This is a genomic window from Nocardia mikamii NBRC 108933 (assembly GCF_001613505.1).
Classification (GTDB): Bacteria; Actinomycetota; Actinomycetes; order Mycobacteriales; family Mycobacteriaceae; genus Nocardia; species Nocardia mikamii.
In genome coordinates, this window is record NZ_BDCM01000004.1 from 243,408 (window position 1) to 262,692 (window position 19,285).

The window sequence follows — 19,285 nt, forward strand, 5'->3', positions numbered from 1 at the left end:
ATAGCCGTGGGGCATCGGTCGCCCTATGCTCGGACACATGCAGTTCCAGGCGATGGTTGCGCACGAGACCGACGACGGCGTGGTACTGGCCCGCGAGGAGGTGGGCGAGGATTTCCTCGGGCCGGGCACGGTGACGATCAAGGTGCACTATTCGAGTGCGAACTTCAAGGACGGGCTCGCCATCACCCCGCGCGGCGGCGTGGTGCGCAATTACCCGATCATCCCCGGCATCGACCTGACCGGCGAGGTGGTGGCCTCCGAGGATGCCGCCTTCACGGTGGGTGATCTCGTGATCGCGCACGGTTACGAGATCGGCGTCGCGCACAACGGCGGCTTCGCCGAATACGCGCGCGTGCCCGCCGAATGGGTGGTCAAGCTGGAGGGCTTGAGCCCGCGCGAGGCAGCGGCCCTCGGCACCGCCGGATTCACCGCGGCCATGAGCGTGCAGGCGCTGCTCGACCGCGGACTGGCCCCGGGGGACGGGCCGGTGCTGGTGACCGGTGCGACCGGCGGCGTCGGCAGCGTCGCGGTGGACATCCTGTCCGGCCTCGGCTACGAGGTCACCGCCTCCACCGGGAAGACCGATGCGAGCGAGCTGCTGTCCACCCTCGGTGCGGCCGCGGTGATCGGCCGCCTGCCCGAGGATCCGGACGCGAAACCTCGTCCGCTGGGTAAGGCGCAGTGGGCCGGCGCGGTCGACAGCGTCGGTGGTAAATCGCTCGCCCACATTCTCAGCACCGTCCGCTACGGCGGGTCGGTGGCCGTCAGCGGCCTGACCGGCCGGACCGAACTGCCCACCACCGTCATGCCGTTCATCCTGCGCGGAGTCGGCCTGCTCGGCATCGACTCGGTTAACTTCCCGATCGACCAGCGGCGCGCGCTGTGGGCCCGGCTCGGCAAGGACCTGAAGCCCCGGCATCTGTCGGCGCTGGAGAATATCGCGCCGATCACCGAGGCCGAGGCGGTGCTGCACGCCATCCGCGGCGGTCACCACTCCGGCCGCACCGTTCTGGCGGTGGCCGGCGAATTCTGATCGAGCGGCGGGCGTCGGTATCGAACGCTCGCCATTCGTTCCCCACCTGTTTTGAACTGATCTATCCAAAACGTGTTAGCCTGACCGCATGGCACGACCCAAGCAGTTCGACGAACCGGGGGCGGTGGACGCGGCCATGCGCGCTTTCTGGAGCGCCGGTTACGAGGGCACGTCCACCCAGGACCTCTGTGCGGCCACCGGTCTGGGCCGCTCGAGTATCTACAACACCTTCACCAGCAAGCACGACCTGTTCGAGCGGGCGCTGCGGCGGTACATGGAGTTCAAGAACGCCGATACGTTCGAACTGCTCGACGGTCCCGGTTCGGTGCGCGACAAGCTCGAGGCGCTGCTGCGGCGTGTGGTGGACGCGCCCGAGGACGATCCGCTGGGATGTCTGGTCGTGAACACGACCGTCGAGATGGGCCCCCGCGATCCCGAGGTCGCCGCGATGTTGCGTGCCGATCTGGATCGTCGGATGTCCGCGCTGGTCGGGGTGATTCGCGCCGGACAGGCCTCGGGTGAGGTCGACGAACGGGCCGATCCGTCCGATCTGGCCCAATTCGTCGTCGCCACCATCGGCGGTATGCGGGTGGCGGCGCGCGGCGGCGCTTCTCGGGACACGTTGGCCGGTATCGCGGAGGTCGCCCTGCGCTGTCTCTGATCGATCGACCGGGGCGGTCCGTCACATGGTCGAGCGGTGAGTCGCGGCTGTGCATGCCTTTGTTTTGAACTGAACGATCCAAAATCGGAAGGGATACGAAATGCCTTCGGCGGTATACATATTGGGCCTGGCGATATTCGCGCAGGGCACCTCGGAGATGATGTTGTCCGGCCTGCTCACGGGAATGGCCTCCGATCTCGGCGTCACCGTTCCGCAAGCCGGACTGCTGATCTCGGCCTTCGCCGCCGGCATGCTGGTGGGCGCGCCGATTCTGGCCGTCGTCACGGCGCGCTGCTCGAGGCGCACCGCCCTGCTCGCCTTCCTGGCCGTGTTCGTCGCCACCCACGTCGTGGCGGCGCTGACCTCCGACTACGGCGTCCTCGTCGGCACGCGCGTCATCGGCGCCTTCGTATACGCGGGATTCTGGTCGGTGGCCTCGGCGACCGCGGTCGGATCGGTACCGCCGACAGCGCGCGGGCGGGCGATGAGCGTCGTCGCGGGCGGCCTGACCATCGCGACCATTCTCGGACTCCCGGCCGGCACCTTCATCGGTCAGCATCTGGGCTGGCGTGCGGCGTTCTGGACGGTGGCGGCCGGCTGCGCGCTCGTGATGGTGGCGGTGGCGATCGCGGTGCCCCAACAGCGCGCCGAGCAGGCGCCGCCCGTGCGAAAGGAATTGCGCGCCTTGGCCACCCGTCCGGTGGCACTGTTGTACGGCACCACCGTGACGGCCACCGCGGCGCTGCTGGTCACCTTCGGCTACCTCGGCGCCCTGCTCACCGAGACGACCGGGATCGGCGAGAACTGGGTGCCGGTGGTGCTGGGCGTCTACGGTCTCGGCTCGTTCGCCGGCATCGTGATCGGCGGACGCACCGCGGACGCGCATCCGCTGCGCAGCCTCACCGCCGGAATCTCGGGTCTGGTGCTCGCCTCGGTGATACTCGCGCTGACCGCGCACTATTGGGCGGCGGTCGTCGTGGTGTCGTTCCTGCTGGGCGCCTTCGGTTTCGGGACCAATCCGGTGTTGAACAGCCGGGTCTTCGCCCTCGCCCCCGCCGCCGGAACGCTCGGCGCGGCGGGCAACGTGATGTCGTTCAACATCGGCATCACCCTCGGCCCCTGGCTGGGCGGACTCGCCCTCGGCGCCGGCGCGGACTATTCGGTGGTGGGCTGGATCGGCGCGGGGCTGGGAGTGCTGGCGCTGGCATCGGTGGGTCTGAGCCGGGCCATGGGTGGAAAGCGCTCCGACGCGGGACCGTCGCCGTCCGACGCGTCCCGGCCGTCCACAGAGAGTGCGACGGTCGTCCCCGCGCAGCTGTAGCGAACGTGCCGGCGCGGAGGTGGTATCCCACCTCCGCGCCGAACACCTTATGCCGCAGCGACTTCCGTGTCGTCGGCGAATTGGGTGCGGTAGAGCTCCGCGTACCGGCCCTGTTCGGCGAGCAACTGCGCATGACTGCCCCGCTCGACGATGCTCCCGTCCTCGATCACCAGGATCTCGTCCGCGTTCCGGACGGTCGACAGCCGGTGCGCGATGACCAGGGCGGTCCGTCCCTCCAGTGCCTCGGTCAGCGCCTCCTGCACCGCGGCTTCGGAGGTGGAGTCCAGCGACGCGGTGGCCTCGTCCAGGATGACCACCCGCGGTTGTTTGAGCAGCAGCCGGGCGATGGTCAATCGCTGCCGTTCACCGCCGGACAGCCGATATCCGCGTTCGCCGACCACGGTGTCCAGACCGTCGGGCAGCCCGTCGATCACCGTGCGCAACCGGGCTCGCTCCAGCGCGTCCCACAGCTCCGCCTCACTCGCCTCGGGCCGGGCCAGCAGCAGATTGGCGCGGATGCTGTCGTGGAACAGGTGGCCGTCCTGGGTGACGAGTCCGACCGTGTCCTGGATCGACCGGGTGCTCAGGTCTCGCACGTCGACGCCGCCGAGCCGGACCGCGCCGCCGTCCACATCGTAGAGCCGCGAAACCAGTTGAGCGATGGTCGATTTACCCGCACCGGAGGACCCGACCAGGGCGATCATCCGCCCCGGCTCGGCGCGCAGCGATATCTCGTGCAGCACCTCGCTGCCGCCGCGATGGTCGAGCGTCGACACATCCTCCAGCGAAGCGAGTGAGACCTTGTCGGCCGACGGGTAACCGAAACGCACCCGGTCGAATTCCACCGAGACCGGGCCCGCCGGAACCGCCACCGCATCCGGCGCATCCTGGATCAGCGGCTTCAGATCGAGAATTTCGAAGACCCGCTCGAAGCTCACCAGCGCCGACATGATGTCCACCCGCGCACTGGCCAGCGCCGTCAGCGGGGTGTAGAGCCGGGTCAGCAGCAGCGACAGCGCGACCACGGCGCCGGCGTCGAGCTGCCCGCGCAGTGCGTACCAGCCGCCGAGGCCGTAGACCAAGGCCACGGCCAGCGCGGAGACCAGCGTCAACGCGGTGACGAACACCGTCTGCAGCATCGCGGTCCGCACGCCGATATCGCGCACCCGCCCGGCGCGCACCGCGAATTCCGTGGATTCCTGATCCGGGCGTCCGAACAGTTTCACCAAGGTGGCGCCGGGCGCCGAGAAACGCTCGGTCATCTGCGTGCTCATCGAGGCGTTGAGCTGGGCGGCCTCACGCTGGATACTCGCGATCCGGGTGCCCATCCGGCGCGCGGGAAACATGAACAGCGGCAGCAGGATCAGGGCCAGCAGTGTGATCTGCCAGGACAGCCGCACCATCACCGCCACGGTCAACAGCAGCGTCACGATATTGGTGACCACGCCGGACAAGGTCGTGCTGAACGCGCGCTGCGCACCGATCACGTCGTTGTTGAGGCGGCTGACCAGCGCGCCCGTGCGGGTGCGGGTGAAGAAGGCGACGGGCATCTTCTGCACGTGATCGAATACCGCCGTGCGCAGATCGAGAATCAAACCCTCCCCGATCCGCGCGGACAACCACCGGATAACGATGCCCAGGCCAGCGTCGAGCACGGCCACAACCGCGATCACGGCCGCGAGGGTGAGGACCGAGCGCGGTGCGGCGTGGCCGACGATGTCGTTGACCACTCGCCCCGCCAGCACCGGATTGGCCACCGTCAGCAACGCGGACGCGATGCTGAAGATCAGGAAGCCGATGAGCTGAGCCCGATGCGGGCGCGCGAATCGCAGAATGCGCGCGGCCGTCTCCCGGCGCAGACCGCGCCGCTGCTGGGGTGCGTGCGCCTGCCGGTACAGCTGACTCCACGCGACCGATTCGATGCTCATCCGCATCTCCTTCCGCTGCCGGGTTCATCTAACCCCGGGCCACCGACATTAAGACCTCAACAAAGGTTGAGAGCAAGTAGTCCCGGTTCGCCACGAGCGAAACGCGCCGGGTGACGTGCGCTGCCGCGCCGCGCCCCGGCTGCCGGTCGTCGGCCTCCTAAGGTCGAGGTCATGTCGTCGAACCACAGCATGCGAGCGATCCAGTACGAGCGAGTGGGCGGGCCCGAGGTGTTGACGCAGGTGGAGGTGCCGATTCCGGACCCCACCGGAGATCAAGTGCGGGTGGCGATCCGGGCGGCGGGGGTCAATCCGGCCGATTGGAAGATCCGCGCCGGACTGATGCCCGGTCCGCCCGGATTCCCCCGCCGTGCCGGATTCGAGATCGCGGGTGTGGTCGACGCCGCCGGACCCGAGGCTCGGTTCCGGCCGGGTGACGAGGTGCTGGGCTGGGCTCAGGGCGGCGGCTACGCGGAATACGCGCTGGGCACCCAACTCGTCGCCAAACCGGCCGAGCTGTCGTTCGCGGAGGCCGCCGCCATTCCGGTCGCCGCCAACACGGCCGGTACCGGCCTGGACGAACTGGCCGTGAAGTCGGGCGAGACGTTGCTGGTGAACGGTGCCTCCGGCGCGGTCGGCGCGTTCGTGGTGCAGCTGGCCCGGGCTCGCGGCGCCACGGTCGTCGGCACCGCCTCGGCCGCCAACCAGGAGACCGTGCGCACGCTGGGTGCGGTCCCGACCACCTACGGTGCCGGCGTCGCCGAGCGCGTGCGCGAGCTGGCGCCGCACGGCGTCGACGCGGTCTACGACTGCGCCGGCCACGGATTCCTGGACGCCGCAATCGAATTGCGTGGCGGAACCGATCGCATCATCACCATCGCCGACGGCGCCGCCGCCGAGAAGGGCGTCACCTTCTTCGCTCGAACCGGCGGCCCCGACCTCGACATCGTGGCCCGCGTCGCGCGATCGGTCGCCGCGGGCGAATTCCGTCTCCCCGGGGCTGCGCGTACCTACCCGCTGTCCGAGGCCGCCGCGGCCCAGCGCGACAGCGAAACCGGTCACGGACTCGGCAAGATAGTCCTGCTCCCGTAACCGCCTCGGCGGCACGCGGCGGTGCAGCGGGTCTCGCCGTGCGTGGCGATCCCGAGCGGTGAGCGGACGGGTGCTCGCGTTCTACGCTGGCGATATGACCGACTCCTGGGTGCGGGCCCTGCGCGACCGGATCGACGGCGAGGTCGACGACGACGCCCGCCGCCGCGCGGAGTACTCCTCGGACGCCTCGAACTATCGCGTCCTCCCGGCGGCGGTGGTCTACCCGCGCGGCGACGAGGATGTGGCCGCGGCCGTGCGATTCGCCCGCGAGGAAGGGAAGCCGATCACCGCACGGGGTGGCGGAACATCCGTGGCGGGCAACGCGATCGGGCCCGGACTTGTGCTCGATTTCAGCCGGTACATGAACGCGGTGCTGTCCATCGACGCCGACCGCCGTTGCGCCCGAGTGCAGCCGGGTGTCGTGCTGTCCGGCCTGCAGCAGGCGGCCGGGCGCCACGGCCTGCGACTGGGGCCGGACCCGTCGACCCAGAACCGCTGCACCCTCGGCGGCATGATCGGCAACAATGCCTGCGGCCCGCGCGCGGTGTCCTGGGGCCGCACCTCCGATACCGTGCGTGAGCTGCGCATCCTCGACGGCACCGGCGCCGAGCGCGCGCTGGCGGCCGATCTCTCGGTGGTGCCGGGACTGGCGGAGTTCACCCGCCGCAATCTGGCGACCCTGCGCACCGAGGTGGGCCGCTTCGATCGGCAGGCCTCGGGATACGGCCTGCAGTACCTGACCCCGGAACGCGGTGCGTCGATCGCCAAGGCGTTCGTCGGGTCCGAGGGCACGTGCGGCCTCGTTCTCGACGCGACCGTGGATCTGGTCCCGCTGCCGAACGCGACGGCCGTCGCGGTTCTCGGCTATCCCGATATGCCCGCCGCCGCCGACGATGTGAAGGCGGTGATGGCTGGCCGTCCGATCGCGGTCGAGGGCCTGGACGCGCGGCTGGTCGATGTCGTGCGCGCGCACGGGCGCGCGGTACCGGAACTACCCGTCGGCGGAGCGTGGTTGTTCGTCGAGTTCGCCGGGGACACAGAGGAATCGGCGTACGACAGCGCGGCCGCGGTGACCACCGCCTGTGCCGCTCTCGACACCCGGATCGTCACCGACGCCGGGACGGCCGCCCGGCTGTGGCGGATTCGCGCCGACGGCGCCGGTCTCGCCGGGCGCACACCCGAAGGCGAACCGGCCTGGCCGGGCTGGGAGGACGCCGCCGTCCCGCCCGAACGTCTCGGTGACTACCTTCGTGATTTCGACCGGCTGATGCGTGATCACCGCGTCGACGGCCTGCTGTACGGCCATATCGGCGACGGTTGCATCCACGTCCGGCTCGACCTTCCGATCGCCCGTGCGCCGCAACGGTTCCGCGACTTCCTGTTCGACGCCACCGATCTGGTGGTGCGCTACGGCGGTTCGGCCTCCGGTGAACACGGGGACGGCCGCGCCCGCTCGGAATTGCTGTCGCGCATGTACTCACCGGACGCGCTGCGCGTATTCGCCGAATTCAAGGGGCTTTTCGATCCGGACGCGATGCTGAACCCGGGGGTGCTGGTCCGGCCCGAACCGGTCGACACCCACCTGCGGCTGCCCGGGCTGCGGCCGGTTCCGGCGGCGGGCGGTTTCCCGTTTCCCGCCGACGGCGATATCGGCGCGGCCGTGCATCGCTGCGTCGGCGTCGGGAAATGTCGCGCCGACACCCGCTCGACCGGTGGTTTCATGTGCCCGTCCTACCTCGCCACCGCCGACGAGAAGGACAGCACACGGGGGCGCGCGCGGGTCCTGCAGGAGGTGGTGCGCGGTGCCCTGGACTGGCGTGACGAGGCGGTCGCCCAGTCGCTGGATCTGTGCCTGTCCTGCCGGGCCTGCTCGTCCGACTGCCCGGCCGGTGTCGATATGGCAACCTACAAATCCGAGACGCTGTACCGCGCGTACAAAGGACGGCCGCGACCGATCGACCACTATGTCCTCGGCCGATTGCCGCGGTGGCTGGCGGTGGGCGCGAGAATCCCGCGAACGGTGAACGCGCTCACCGGCATTCGATGGCTACGGCGAACGGGTATGCGCCTGGCCGGTATGGATCCGCGGCGTCCGGCGCCGCGACTGGCGCCGCGCTCGTTCCGCGCTCAGTGGGCGCACCGCGGTCGGGACAGGCATCCGGACGGTCCGGTGGCGATGCTGTGGATCGACAGCTTCACCGATGCCTTCGCCCCGGACATCGGCTGGGCGGCCGTCGAACTCGTGGAATCGGCCGGATACCGCGTCCGCATTCCGGATCGCCGGGTGTGCTGTGGCCTCACCTGGATCAGCACGGGTCAGCTGGACGGAGCGCGCAAGCGGTTGCGGGCGGCACTCGACGCGGTGGCGGAGCACGTCCGGGCGGGCGGTCCCCTGATCGGCCTGGAGCCGTCGTGCACGGCCGCGCTGCGATCGGATCTGCCGCAGTTGCTCCCGCACGATCCGCGCTCGGTCGCCACCGCCCGGGCGGTGCGCACGCTGGCGGAATTCCTGACGGAGCAACCGGATTGGCAGCCGCCGGACCGCTCGGGCGACACCGTGGTGGTGCAGCCGCACTGTCATCAGCACGCCGTCACGGGGTTCGACGCCGACCGGCGGTTATTGCGGCGAACGGGTGCGAAGATCACCGAAATCAGTGGATGCTGTGGACTTGCTGGAAACTTCGGAATGCAATCCGGACATTACGAGATCTCGGTCGCGGTCGCGGAGGGCGGATTACTTCCGGCGCTACGCGCGGCCGATGCGGCGACATCGCTGCTGGCCGACGGGTTTTCCTGTCGAACCCAGGCCGAACAGTTGGCCGGTCGGCCGGGTCGTCATCTCGCGCAATATCTGAACGATCGATGAGTCAGATGTCCGGAGGTCGCGGCGGTGCCGAACCGCGCACGCCCGCCGCATCGACGCGCGGCGGGCGGGGGCGGTGATGGAATCAGCTGCCGAACGGCAGGGTGCCCGGAGGAATCTGGTAGCCCGAGCTACCGGCGGATACTCCGCCCCACGCGCTGAGCAGCCAATTCAGGATGTTGGTAAGCATGGACACCTCCGTTGTGACATTGCCGAACGATTGCTGTTGACATCATTCCTCAGCGAAATCGGCGTGCGTGATCGTATTGTTACATGGTGGCGCTAATTCGTGACGTCCGCCATATTCTCACCTGAGAGGTGCCTCGAGATATCGTTTCGAGCGGCGCCACGCGGCTTTCTCCGGCGGGTCCCCGCTCGGCGGTCCCCGTACGCGGCGCACAATGGGTCGGTGCGAGGACGCGGCAGGCCGATGATCGAGGACCCCCGATCCGGGGTGACCGCGCCCCGGCACCGCTCCCCGCACGCGAACGCCTCGCCGGTGAATCACGGCGCCACCGAACGCGGCCGCTCCCGCACCCTCACCACGTCCCGGCCGATAGCCCTCGCGGACACCCTCGCCCCGCTGCGCCGGGGGCAGGGCGACCCGTGCCATCGCGTCACTCCCGACGGCGCCCACTGGCGAGCGTCGCGCATGGCGAGCGGACCGGTGACCTACCGCCTCGTCCAGGCCGACGCCGACGTGGTCGCGGCGCGGGCCTGGGGCCCGGGAGCGGCTGAATTCCTCGAGCAGTTGCCTCGCATGCTGTGTGTCGACGAGGAGCTCGACGACTTCGCGCCCGAACATCCCCGCATCGCCGAGGCGCACCGGCGTCATCCCGGCCTGCACATGCTTCGCACCGGATTGGTCTTCGAAGCCCTGGTGCCGGCCGTGCTGGAGCAGCGGGTGCATACCGTCACCGCGCGCGGGTCGTATCGAAAGCTGGTGTGGCAGTACGGCGAACCGGCGCCCGGGCCGACGCCCGCGCCCATGCGGGTGCCGCCGACGGCGCAGACCTGGCGCTATATCCCGTCCTGGGTCTACCACCGTGCCAATGTCGATCCGCAGCGTTCGCGCACCATCGTCACCGCCGCGCGGATGGCGGAAAAGCTGGAAGCCGCCGCGACGATGGCGCCGGAGCAGGCCGCCGAGCGGCTTCGTGCGGTACCGGGAATCGGGGTGTGGACGGCCGCGGAGATCGCGCAGCGGGCCCTCGGTGACGCCGACGCGCTGTCGGTCGGTGATTTCCATCTGGCCGCGATCGTCGGCTGGACACTGCTGGGCCGCCCGCTCGACGACGAGGGCATGGTCGACTGTCTGGAACCGCTACGCCCGCATCGCTACCGGGCGATCCGGCTGCTCGAGATATCCGGTCAGGCGCGCAAGCCGGCGTTCGGCCCGCGCACCCCGCTGGTCGACCACAGCCGGATCTGAGCGGATCAGCGCTGCGCCGTGGCCTGTGCGGCGATCTGGGCGCGATGCAATGCCTCGGGCACGGGGACGCGGCCGAGGAACATCTCGTCGAGGATCGGGTCGATCGCCCGCAGTGCGGCCGCGAATCCCGGCCCGCCGCCCGACGCGATCCGCGGCCCGTTCAGCACATCGAAGAACGGTGACACGTCGATCCCGCGCGCTGCCCAATAGTCCCGGTACAGATGCTGATCGGCCGTCACCGCCGGAATGGTCTGCCCACCGGCCGCCAGATAGCGGTTGCCGGCGGCGCTGCCGAGCCAGGTCAGCACGCGCCGCACCGCTTCGGGATGGGCGGTGTGGGCGTTGGCGGCGATGCCGATCGCGTTGTCGGTGCTCACCCGCCCGCTGGGCCCGGCCGGAATCATCGCGATCCCCCAGCCGAAGCGCGCCTGCTGCGCGATCTGCGCCAGAGTGAAACTTCCGGATTGGAACAACGCCAGCTTGCCCTGCAGGAACGCGTTTTTCGCGAAATCGCTGCCGCTGCGGGTATCGGCCGCCGGCGGGGTGAGCCCTGCCCGAACCAGACCCACGAGATATCCGAAGGCATCCACACCCTGTGGACTGTCGAAGACGTACCGATCCCCGTCCTGAAATCGCCCGCCCGCCGATCCCAGATACGGCAGCGACAGCGACTGGAAATCGTTGGCGGCGTTGTAAGCCCACGGCGCGGCAGCGGTGATCCGGCGCAACAGCGGCTCGAAGGAATCCGGTCCGTGCGGATTCCAGCTCGCGCGTCCGAGCTCCGCGGGATCGATCCCGGCCGCGGTCAGCACGTCGCGGTTGTAGTAGACCGCCGTACCACCATCCACGAACTGCGGTACCGCCCAGAGCTTTCCGTGGCGGGTGTACTGCTCCACCGCGCCCGGATCCCACTGCCGCACCGCCTCGGGGCCCAGCATCGCGCCGATATCGGCCAGCCGCCCGGCATCGGCGTAGTCGGTGTACAGATTCGTCCAGAACAGGTCATCCACCGTTGCGCCCGCCACGTCGAGTCGCAATTTCTGCTGATAGGACGCCCACGGCACCAACGTGATCCGGACCTCGACATCCGGTTCGGCTCGCTGGAATTCGTCGAGTGCGGCGCGATAGGCCGGTACGAAACTCGCATCCCAGATCCGCAGCCGGACCACCGTGCGACCCGCGCCGCCCTCGTCGTCGTGGCCCAGCCACAGCGCCGCGGTCACCAGCAGGACCACGCCCAGCGCGACGGCGAGCACGTTCAGCGTCGAGGTCTTGACGGCTCTCATTTCAGGCCCGTCCATGCGATGGAACGCAGCACCTGCCGCTGGAACACCACGAACAGCACCAGCAGCGGCACGATCGCCAGCGTCGTCGCCGCCATCACCAGCGTCCACTGCTCGTTGTAGCGGGTCTGCAGATCCGCGGTCGCCACCGTGAGCACCTGCCAGCGGCCCGAGCCGGCGACCAGCGGCCACAGGAAGCTGTTCCACTGGGTCACCACCGTGATCACCGCGAGTGTCGCCAGAATGGGACGGCTCATCGGCACCACGACGTGCACGATCACATCGAGGGTGTTCGCGCCGTCCAGCCGCGCCGCGCCGATCAACTCGCGCGGTATGCCCCGGAAGTATTGGCGCAGCAGGAAGATCGCGTACGGCGAGCCGAAGACGAACGGCAGCACCAGCGCCCAGAAGGTGTTCAGCCAACCCAGATGCGCGAACATCAGATACAGCGGAATCAACGTGACGATCGGCGGCACCATCATGGTCGCCAGATACATCCAGAAGAGCAGATCGCGGCCGCGAAACTCGGTGCAGCCGAACGCGTATGCGGCGGCGATCGAGGTGATCAGCTGCCCGGCGGTGATGAACGCGGTCATCAACGCCGTCACCAGCACCGCGCGGCCGAACCCCTGGTCGAACGCCGCGCGGAAGTTGTCCCAGGTCGTCGGATCCGGCAGTGCGAGCGGAGATTCCGTGGCGAACTGTCCCGGCGTCTTCACGGCCGTGAAGGCGCCCAGCACCAGCGGCGCCACCGTGCACCCGGCTCCCGCGAGCAGCAGCAGGTAGGCGGCAACCGATCGCGCAGCTGCCGAATGCCGGTGCCGGACATCAGAATTCATAGCTGGTCCTGGTACGGAAGTAGCGGTGCTGGAGCACGGTGATCACCAGCATGATCACGCACACCACGATCGCCATCACCGCTGCCCGTCCCGGCCGCGCCGCGTCGAACGCTTCCGAGAAGATCTGCATCGCCACCACATTCGTGCGATCGCCCGGACCGCCCTTGGTCAGCGCGTAGACGGTGTCGAAGGTCTGAAACGCGGTGATGGTCCCCGTGACCAGGACGAAGAACAGGGTGGGGCGCAGCAGCGGCAGTGTCAGCCAGCGAATCCGCCGCCAGCCCGTGGCCCCGTCGAGTTCGCCCGCCTCGTGGATCTCCGGTGGTATCGCCCGCAGGCCCGCGACGAAGAACAGCGCCACATAGCCGACGTTCGACCAGATGCTCACCGTCGCAACCGAAGGCAGGGCCAGCGCCGGATCGGCCAGCCATTCGATCCGCCGGCCCAGCAGTGCGTTGAGCGCACCGTCGGTGGGCGCGAACAGCCAGCGCCAGATCACGCCGACCGCCACCGGCGCGCACATCCAGGGCAGTGCGAACAGCACCCGGAACGCACCACCGGCACGCCGGCGTACCAGCAACGCGGCGATCGCGAATCCGAGGACGGTCTGCAGCGGCACCACGAGCAGGGTGAGCGCACCCGTCACCACGAGCGAATGGCCGAATGCGCCATCGGACAGCACCGAGCGCCAATTGCGCAGGCCCACGAATTCCATGGGCCCGAGCAGATTCCAGCTGTGCAGGCTGAGCCAGCCGACCAGCACGATCGGCAGGATCAGGAAGACCCCGATCCCGAACAGGCTCGGCGCCAGCAGCACCCAACTCGTCACGGCACGACGAACCGCTCGTCGGTTCACAGCAGGTGACGCTACCGGGCACCCGGTAGCGGCCTCGCCGCGGTGACGGGCTTCGCTCAGTCCAGCGGACCGCCGGCGACGTAGACGACCTGCCCGGAGACGAAGCCGGCGCCCTCGCTGACCAGGAACGACGCGGTGTGCGCGATATCCTCGGGCCGGCCCACCCGCTGCACCGGGATCTGGGCGGCGGCCGCCTTCTGGAAGTCCTCGAACGGCACGCCCACCCGCTCGGCGGTCGCGGCGGTCATATCGGTGACGATGAAGCCGGGCGCGATGGCATTGGCCGTGACGCCGAATTTGCCGAGTTCCAGCGCGAGGGTCTTGGTGAAGCCCTGCAGACCGGCCTTGGCCGCGGAGTAGTTGACCTGGCCGCGGTTGCCCTGCGCCGAACTGCTCGACATGTTCACGATGCGACCCCACTTGGCGTCGACCATGTACTTCTGCACCGCGCGGCTCATGAGGAACGCGCCGCGCAGGTGCACGTTCATCACCGCGTCCCAGTCGTCGACGCTCATCTTGAACAGCAGATTGTCACGCAGGATGCCGGCGTTGTTGACCAGGACGGTCGGCGGTCCGAGCTCGTCGGCCAGCTTCGTCACCGCGGCGGCGACCGAATCCTCGTTCGAGACGTCGGCGCCCAGCGCGACGGCCCGGCCGCCGGCGTCGGTGATCGCCTGGACCGTATCGGCGCAGTGCGCCGCGTCCAGGTCGAGTACGCCCACCTTCAGTCCGTCCTGAGCCAGCCGGGTCGCGATCGCGGCCCCGATACCTCGTGCCGCGCCGGTGACGACGGCAACGCGTTCAGCCATTGGCGGTCCTCCTGTACCTCTCGGAACATTCGCTGTGAGAGAACGGTACGCGCCGCTGTTCCGCCCACCGCGGCGGTAGCCGCTGTTCCGCCCACCGCGGCGGTAGCCGCTGTTCCGCCCACCGCGGCGGTAGCCGCTATTCCACCCACCGCGGCGGTAGCCGCTATTCCACCCACAGCGACCAGATACTGCTGCGTCCCTGTCCTTCGCAGACCAGGGCGTGCCCGTCCGGGGTGCGGGCCGTCTTGTCCAGACCGGCATCGCATTTCGCGCCGCCCTCGTACACCGCCGTCGATACCGAATACGGCCCGGTCCAGCGATAGCCGCTGCTGCCGTGCAGGCACAGCAGGGTGGCGCCGTCGCTCGCGGACCCGATCAGTCCGGCCTGGGCCTGCGTGCACACCTCACCCTTGGCCGCCGAGACGGGCCCGGCGGGCGTGGCGGTGGTGGTGGCCGGTGGGGTGGGCGGCGGTGTCACCACCGCCGTCGGTGCGGCGGTCCGGGAGACTGCGGTATTCGAGGTGACGGTGTCGGTGCTGAGTGCGGCGGGAACCGTGCCCAGCGTGGTGTGCGGCAGGGTGACGCCCGAGAGCACCAGCGCCGCGGCCAGAACCAACACCTCGGCCAGTCCGAGCAACAGGGCCGACATCGCCATCACCCGCCCGCGCGGATGGCTGAAGGCGATCAGCCCGAATACTATTGCCACCGGGAACAATCCGAGCAGCGCGGCCACCAGCGCCACGATCGCGTACGGATTGACGATCGGCGGCACCTCGACCCGCAGCCGCCCGGTACGGCGGCGATTGGGTGCGCTGTCCCAGCGATCGTCCTCGGCTTCGGCCGCCGGCCGGCGCCGGTTCGGGGTGGTTTCCCAACGGTCGTCGGAGGGTTCGGCGACTCGGGGATTGGGGGCCCGTCGCGGTGGTGGCGGGTCCCAGCGGTCGTCCGCGGGGACCGGCTCGTCGGCCCAGTACTCCTCCTCGGAAACCTCGGGCCAGCGTTCGTCCGCGTACTGGTTGCGGGCCATGTGGTTCCTCTCGGTCGTGCAGGAACCTGGACACGCGGACCCCGCCCGTTACCGAGAAGAATAGGTGGATCGGCGCGACCCGCAACCCCCGTCTGTTCAGGGCCGGGCGGCGGTGCGCCCGGAGGCGCCGGACGTCATCCCCGAGCGTCCGGCGCGCGCCGCTAGACCTCGTCGATCACATGCTCTCCGACGAAGGCGATCCGGATCGCCAGCAGCCAACCGGCAATCGCAAGGACGATGCGGTCGTACAGATCCGGTCCGCTGCGGCGCGCATGGCGTGGACGGTGGGCGCCGCCGACGGGTAGCGGCCGGGTCTCCGGTAGCTGGACGGCCGCGCGGTACCCTCCGCGGACCCGGTGGCGTGCGTGTCGGTGGGCGGCATGCCGGGCGCCGCCCCCGGCGAACGCGGTCACGGGATGGCCCGATCGTCGAGGACGCAGCGGCCCTGTTCGACCAGCACCGCCCGTGCCCGCCGCCTGACCACGCACGTATCGACGGTGCAGTCGAGGTGCAGTTGCATTGCGGCATGGGCCTGTTCGACCGTCATGATGCCCGGATCGGCGCCGCAGCGCAGCAGCCCGGCGACCGGCATGTGCAGATTCGTCAGTTGCATTCGCACACCCCCGCCGCGAACCGGCGGCGCGGTGGAGCTGGTGGATCCTGTGGTCCGGTCGCGGCGCGGCCGGTCGAAGCGGACGAAAGTTCGCTGGTCATCAACGACGACCCGATGACATGAACAGCCATGACTCCTCGTTCCTGCATGCGATACCCGACTGTGCCCGGCGAGCCGACTCCGGGGCCCCGCTGCGAGCACACTCTCAGCATCCATCAGATCGGCGCTGCGCGGGGCGGAATCGCCGATCCCGTCCGATTCCCAGCGAATCGCCAGCAGCGAATCAGCTTGGGAAAAAGGACTTTTCGCATCCGCTCGAGCCCTGCTACCTGCGAACACGTCGGGCATGCCGTCCCGCCGCGGCCCCGGGCCCGCGCCCCGAGTATTTGCCGGCAGATCACGAAACCGCACCCGTTTCGCAACGAATGTATGTTTACCCAGGCCGTGATCGGGTAATCAAAACTACATGGATCGCGGGCTGAGAAACACCTCACCTCGGTACCGCAAACTGCTTCCGGGTGATTGGGTAGAACACCTCATCGTCGGAATGTTGTTCGTGGTATCGGCCGTCGGGGTTTACGTACTGACCGGGGCCATGCTCTCGTCGCTGCTGGGCGGAGCACTGGTCGCCGTCGTCGCGATCGGTGTGGTGACAATGCTGTAGCCGGTCGGCGGACCGACCGGCTACCTGATGTCGTTATTCGAACAGGGTGAAAAGAAACGGCGGAATCGGCGACCGATACGGTCGCCGATTCCGCCGTCGAATTATCGCCGGAACAATTTGTTACCCAGCCAGACGATCGGATCGTATTTGCGATCGACAACCCTTTCCTTCATCGGAATGAGGGCATTGTCGGTGATCTTGATGTGTTCCGGGCACACCTCGGTGCAGCACTTGGTGATGTTGCAGTAACCGAGCCCGAACTCCTCCTGCGCCATCTCGCGCCGGTCGGCCACATCCAGGGGATGCATCTCCAACTCGGCAACCCGCATCAGATACCGCGGCCCCGCGAAGGCATTCTTGTTGTCCTCGTGGTCGCGCACGACGTGACAGGTGTTCTGGCACAGGAAACATTCGATGCACTTGCGGAACTCCTGCGAGCGTTCCACATCGCGCTGCTGCATCCGGTAGTCCCCGGGCTTCAGATCGGCCGGCGGCGTGAAAGACGGTATCTCCCTGGCCTTCCGATAGTTGAACGAGACATCGGTGACGAGGTCGCGGATCACCGGGAAGGTGCGCATCGGCGTCACCGTCACCACCTCGTCGGCGGTGAAGGTCGACATTCGGGTCATACACAGCAGGCGCGGGCGGCCGTTCACCTCGGCCGAACAGGAACCGCACTTACCGGCCTTGCAGTTCCAGCGCACCGCCAGATCCGGAGCCTGGGTGGCCTGCAACCGGTGAATGATGTCGAGGACGACCTCGCCCTCGTTCACCTCCACGGTGTAGTCCTGCAGTTCGCCCTTGTCGTCGTCACCGCGCCACACGCGGAAGTGGGCATCGTAACCCATTGCTACTCATCCCCTTTCGCGGATGATTCGGCGGCCGCGGGATGAGCGGCGGTCTCCGCCGGGGTGTAATACTTCTCCAGCTCGCTCAACTCGAACAGGGCGAGCAGATCCGGCCGCATCGGCTTCTGATCCTCCGAGGTGACCGTCACCGGCGGCACGGTCTGGCCGACACCGTCCGGATCGATCCGGCACACCAGCAACCGATTGCGCCACTGCGCATCCATCTGCGGATGGTCGTCGCGGGTGTGACCGCCGCGACTCTCGGTGCGCAGCAGCGCCGCCTGCGCGACACATTCGCTGACCAGCAACATGTTTCGCAGGTCGAGTGCGAGGTGCCAGCCGGGGTTGAACTGACGGTGGCCCTCGACGGTCACACTGTCGTAGCGCTCACGCAGTTCACCCAGCCGTCCGATGGCCTGTTCGAGTTCGTGCTCCTTGCGGATGATGCCGACCAGGTCGTTCATCGTCTGCTGCAGATCCGTGTGCAGGGTGTACGGGTTTTCCCCGGTCCCCGTGGCCGGCGGATCGAAGGGTGCCAGTGCGGATTTCGCGGCCGCATCGATATCGGCGTCGGCGACGGCCGGGCGCTGAGCCAGCTGTTCGACGTAGGCGGCCGCGCCCAGCCCGGCGCGTCGCCCGAAGACCAGCAGGTCCGACAGCGAGTTGCCGCCGAGCCGGTTGGATCCGTGCATACCGCCGGAACATTCACCGGCGGCGAACAATCCGGGCACGGTGGCCGCGCCGGTGTCGGGATCGACCTCGATGCCGCCCATCACGTAGTGACAGGTCGGCCCGACCTCCATCGGCTCCTTGGTGATGTCGACATCGGCCAGCTCCTTGAACTGGTGATGCATCGACGGCAGCCGCCGCATGATCTCGGCGGCCGGCAGCCGGGAGGCGATGTCGAGGTACACCCCGCCGTGCTCGGTGCCGCGCCCGTTCTTGACCTCTTCGTTGATCGCGCGGGCCACCTCGTCGCGCGGCAGCAGGTCCGGGGTGCGGCGCGCGGAGTCGTTGTCGCGCAACCACTGATCGGCCTCGTCCTCGGTCTCGGCGTACTGGCCCTTGAACACCGCCGGGATGTACTCGAACATGAAGCGCTTGCCCTCGGTGTTCTTGAGCACGCCACCGTCACCGCGCACACCCTCGGTGACCAGAATGCCCTTCACGCTGGGCGGCCAGACCATCCCGGTCGGATGGAACTGCAGGAATTCCATGTTGATCAGCGAGGCGCCGGCGCGCAGTGCGAGGGCGTGACCGTCGCCGGTGTATTCCCACGAGTTCGAGGTGACCTTGTAGGACTTGCCCACCCCGCCCGTGGCCAGCACGACCGCCGGAGTCTCGAACAGGATGAACCGTCCCGACTCCCGCCAGTACCCGAACGCACCGGAGATTGCGCCTGTGTCACTGGAGCGGGATCGGGCGCCCTCCGTGGTTACGCCCGCTGCCTCCTCCGGGCGCTGACCGATCCCGCTCGTATCCTTGAGCAGATCGGTGATCGTGCATTCGGCGAACACCTTGATCCGGGCCTCGTAGTCGCCGGTCTCGGCGTAATCCTCCTGTTGCAGCGAGACGATCTTCTGCTGCATGGTGCGGATGATCTCGAGGCCGGTGCGGTCGCCGACATGGGCGAGGCGGGGGTAGGTGTGCCCGCCGAAGTTGCGCTGACTGATCCGCCCGTCGGGCGTCCGATCGAACAGCGCCCCGTACGTCTCCAGCTCCCACACCCGGTCGGGTGCTTCCTGGGCGTGCAGTTCGGCCATGCGCCAGTTGTTGAGGAATTTTCCGCCACGCATGGTGTCGCGGAAATGCGTCTGCCAGTTGTCCTTCTCGTTGGCATTGCCCATCGAGGCGGCGCATCCGCCTTCGGCCATGACCGTATGGGCCTTGCCGAACAACGATTTACACACCACCGCCACCGAGAGGCCGTGTTCGCGCGCTTCGATCACCGCACGCAGGCCGGCGCCACCGGCACCGATCACGACGACGTCGTACTTGTGCCGTTCGACTTCAGGCATG

16 protein-coding genes are annotated in these 19,285 nt (G+C 68.6%); 6 read left to right on the plus strand and 10 right to left on the minus strand.

The window, feature by feature from the left end; genetic code table 11:
* The first annotated feature begins 37 nt into the window (after window positions 1-37).
* From NMI01S_RS05995 to NMI01S_RS06005, 3 genes are all read left to right on the plus strand, one after another.
* Window positions 38-1,033, plus strand: coding sequence for an oxidoreductase (locus NMI01S_RS05995; protein ID WP_062995110.1), 996 nt, complete (start codon window positions 38-40; stop codon window positions 1,031-1,033).
* 88 nt (window positions 1,034-1,121) lie between these two features.
* Window positions 1,122-1,694 (plus strand): TetR/AcrR family transcriptional regulator, encoded by a 573-nt coding sequence (locus tag NMI01S_RS06000; protein ID WP_062994979.1) that lies wholly within the window; start codon window positions 1,122-1,124, stop codon window positions 1,692-1,694.
* A 100-nt stretch (window positions 1,695-1,794) separates the two neighbouring features.
* The gene (locus NMI01S_RS06005) at window positions 1,795-3,015 is read left to right on the plus strand and encodes a Cmx/CmrA family chloramphenicol efflux MFS transporter (RefSeq protein WP_063920658.1); all 1,221 of its coding nucleotides are present in this window, start codon (window positions 1,795-1,797) and stop codon (window positions 3,013-3,015) included.
* A gap of 47 nt (window positions 3,016-3,062) precedes the next feature.
* Here the strand turns inward: NMI01S_RS06005 and NMI01S_RS06010 are convergent, their stop codons facing one another.
* The gene (locus tag NMI01S_RS06010; protein WP_062994980.1) at window positions 3,063-4,943 is read right to left on the minus strand and encodes an ABC transporter ATP-binding protein; all 1,881 of its coding nucleotides are present in this window, start codon (window positions 4,941-4,943) and stop codon (window positions 3,063-3,065) included.
* Window positions 4,944-5,132: 189 nt separating this feature from the next.
* On the opposite strand from NMI01S_RS06010, the gene NMI01S_RS06015 reads away from it, so the two are divergent.
* The 3 genes from NMI01S_RS06015 (at window position 5,133) to NMI01S_RS06025 (ending at window position 10,327) form a co-directional block, all read left to right on the plus strand.
* Window positions 5,133-6,032: an NADP-dependent oxidoreductase gene (locus NMI01S_RS06015; protein ID WP_062995111.1), complete on the plus strand. Its 900-nt coding sequence runs from the start codon at window positions 5,133-5,135 to the stop codon at window positions 6,030-6,032.
* Window positions 6,033-6,126: 94 nt separating this feature from the next.
* Entirely contained in the window at window positions 6,127-8,898 is a 2,772-nt protein-coding gene (locus NMI01S_RS06020) for an FAD-binding and (Fe-S)-binding domain-containing protein (RefSeq protein ID WP_062995112.1), read from the plus strand.
* A gap of 427 nt (window positions 8,899-9,325) precedes the next feature.
* Entirely contained in the window at window positions 9,326-10,327 is a 1,002-nt protein-coding gene (locus NMI01S_RS06025; RefSeq protein WP_245716724.1) for a DNA-3-methyladenine glycosylase family protein, read from the plus strand.
* 5 nt (window positions 10,328-10,332) lie between these two features.
* On the opposite strand, the gene NMI01S_RS06030 is transcribed toward NMI01S_RS06025, so the two are convergent.
* The 9 genes from NMI01S_RS06030 to NMI01S_RS06075 all read right to left on the minus strand — a co-directional run bounded on the left by NMI01S_RS06030 (window position 10,333) and on the right by NMI01S_RS06075 (window position 19,284).
* Window positions 10,333-11,613: an ABC transporter substrate-binding protein gene (locus NMI01S_RS06030; protein WP_062994981.1), complete on the minus strand. Its 1,281-nt coding sequence runs from the start codon at window positions 11,611-11,613 to the stop codon at window positions 10,333-10,335.
* Window positions 11,610-12,449 (minus strand): carbohydrate ABC transporter permease, encoded by an 840-nt coding sequence (locus NMI01S_RS06035; RefSeq protein WP_062994982.1) that lies wholly within the window; start codon window positions 12,447-12,449, stop codon window positions 11,610-11,612. The genes NMI01S_RS06030 and NMI01S_RS06035 overlap by 4 nt, the downstream gene beginning before the upstream one ends.
* Window positions 12,439-13,305, minus strand: a complete 867-nt coding sequence (locus NMI01S_RS06040; protein WP_062994983.1) for a carbohydrate ABC transporter permease — start codon at window positions 13,303-13,305, stop codon at window positions 12,439-12,441. Before NMI01S_RS06040 ends, NMI01S_RS06035 begins: the two co-directional genes overlap by 11 nt.
* A gap of 56 nt (window positions 13,306-13,361) precedes the next feature.
* A complete protein-coding gene (gene fabG / locus NMI01S_RS06045; protein ID WP_036507270.1) occupies window positions 13,362-14,114 on the minus strand; it encodes a 3-oxoacyl-ACP reductase FabG in 753 nt (250 codons plus the stop codon).
* Window positions 14,115-14,277: 163 nt separating this feature from the next.
* Window positions 14,278-15,141: a DUF4190 domain-containing protein gene (locus tag NMI01S_RS06050; RefSeq protein WP_062994984.1), complete on the minus strand. Its 864-nt coding sequence runs from the start codon at window positions 15,139-15,141 to the stop codon at window positions 14,278-14,280.
* Window positions 15,142-15,302: 161 nt separating this feature from the next.
* Complete coding sequence (locus tag NMI01S_RS06055) at window positions 15,303-15,554, minus strand: hypothetical protein (protein WP_062994985.1); 252 nt, start codon at window positions 15,552-15,554, stop codon at window positions 15,303-15,305.
* Entirely contained in the window at window positions 15,551-15,754 is a 204-nt protein-coding gene (locus tag NMI01S_RS06060; RefSeq protein ID WP_036507264.1) for a hypothetical protein, read from the minus strand. The genes NMI01S_RS06055 and NMI01S_RS06060 overlap by 4 nt, the downstream gene beginning before the upstream one ends.
* Before the next feature lie 765 nt (window positions 15,755-16,519).
* A complete protein-coding gene (locus NMI01S_RS06070) occupies window positions 16,520-17,266 on the minus strand; it encodes a succinate dehydrogenase/fumarate reductase iron-sulfur subunit (protein WP_062994987.1) in 747 nt (248 codons plus the stop codon).
* A 2-nt stretch (window positions 17,267-17,268) separates the two neighbouring features.
* A complete protein-coding gene (locus tag NMI01S_RS06075; protein WP_062994988.1) occupies window positions 17,269-19,284 on the minus strand; it encodes a fumarate reductase/succinate dehydrogenase flavoprotein subunit in 2,016 nt (671 codons plus the stop codon).
* Window position 19,285: the final 1 nt, after the last annotated feature.

Bases quoted from the DNA above. Each gene is read 5' to 3' on its own strand.
- NMI01S_RS05995 (WP_062995110.1), top strand. From the start codon at position 38: ATGCAGTTCCAGGCGATGGTTGCGCACGAGACCGACGACGGCGTGGTA.
- NMI01S_RS06000 (WP_062994979.1), top strand. From the start codon at position 1,122: ATGGCACGACCCAAGCAGTTCGACGAACCGGGGGCGGTGGACGCGGCC.
- NMI01S_RS06005 (WP_063920658.1), top strand. From the start codon at position 1,795: ATGCCTTCGGCGGTATACATATTGGGCCTGGCGATATTCGCGCAGGGC.
- NMI01S_RS06010 (WP_062994980.1), bottom strand. From the start codon at position 4,943: ATGAGCATCGAATCGGTCGCGTGGAGTCAGCTGTACCGGCAGGCGCAC.
- NMI01S_RS06015 (WP_062995111.1), top strand. From the start codon at position 5,133: ATGCGAGCGATCCAGTACGAGCGAGTGGGCGGGCCCGAGGTGTTGACG.
- NMI01S_RS06020 (WP_062995112.1), top strand. From the start codon at position 6,127: ATGACCGACTCCTGGGTGCGGGCCCTGCGCGACCGGATCGACGGCGAG.
- NMI01S_RS06025 (WP_245716724.1), top strand. From the start codon at position 9,326: ATGATCGAGGACCCCCGATCCGGGGTGACCGCGCCCCGGCACCGCTCC.
- NMI01S_RS06030 (WP_062994981.1), bottom strand. From the start codon at position 11,613: ATGAGAGCCGTCAAGACCTCGACGCTGAACGTGCTCGCCGTCGCGCTG.
- NMI01S_RS06035 (WP_062994982.1), bottom strand. From the start codon at position 12,449: ATGAATTCTGATGTCCGGCACCGGCATTCGGCAGCTGCGCGATCGGTT.
- fabG (WP_036507270.1), bottom strand. From the start codon at position 14,114: ATGGCTGAACGCGTTGCCGTCGTCACCGGCGCGGCACGAGGTATCGGG.
- NMI01S_RS06050 (WP_062994984.1), bottom strand. From the start codon at position 15,141: ATGGCCCGCAACCAGTACGCGGACGAACGCTGGCCCGAGGTTTCCGAG.
- NMI01S_RS06060 (WP_036507264.1), bottom strand. From the start codon at position 15,754: ATGCAACTGACGAATCTGCACATGCCGGTCGCCGGGCTGCTGCGCTGC.
- NMI01S_RS06070 (WP_062994987.1), bottom strand. From the start codon at position 17,266: ATGGGTTACGATGCCCACTTCCGCGTGTGGCGCGGTGACGACGACAAG.
- NMI01S_RS06075 (WP_062994988.1), bottom strand. From the start codon at position 19,284: ATGCCTGAAGTCGAACGGCACAAGTACGACGTCGTCGTGATCGGTGCC.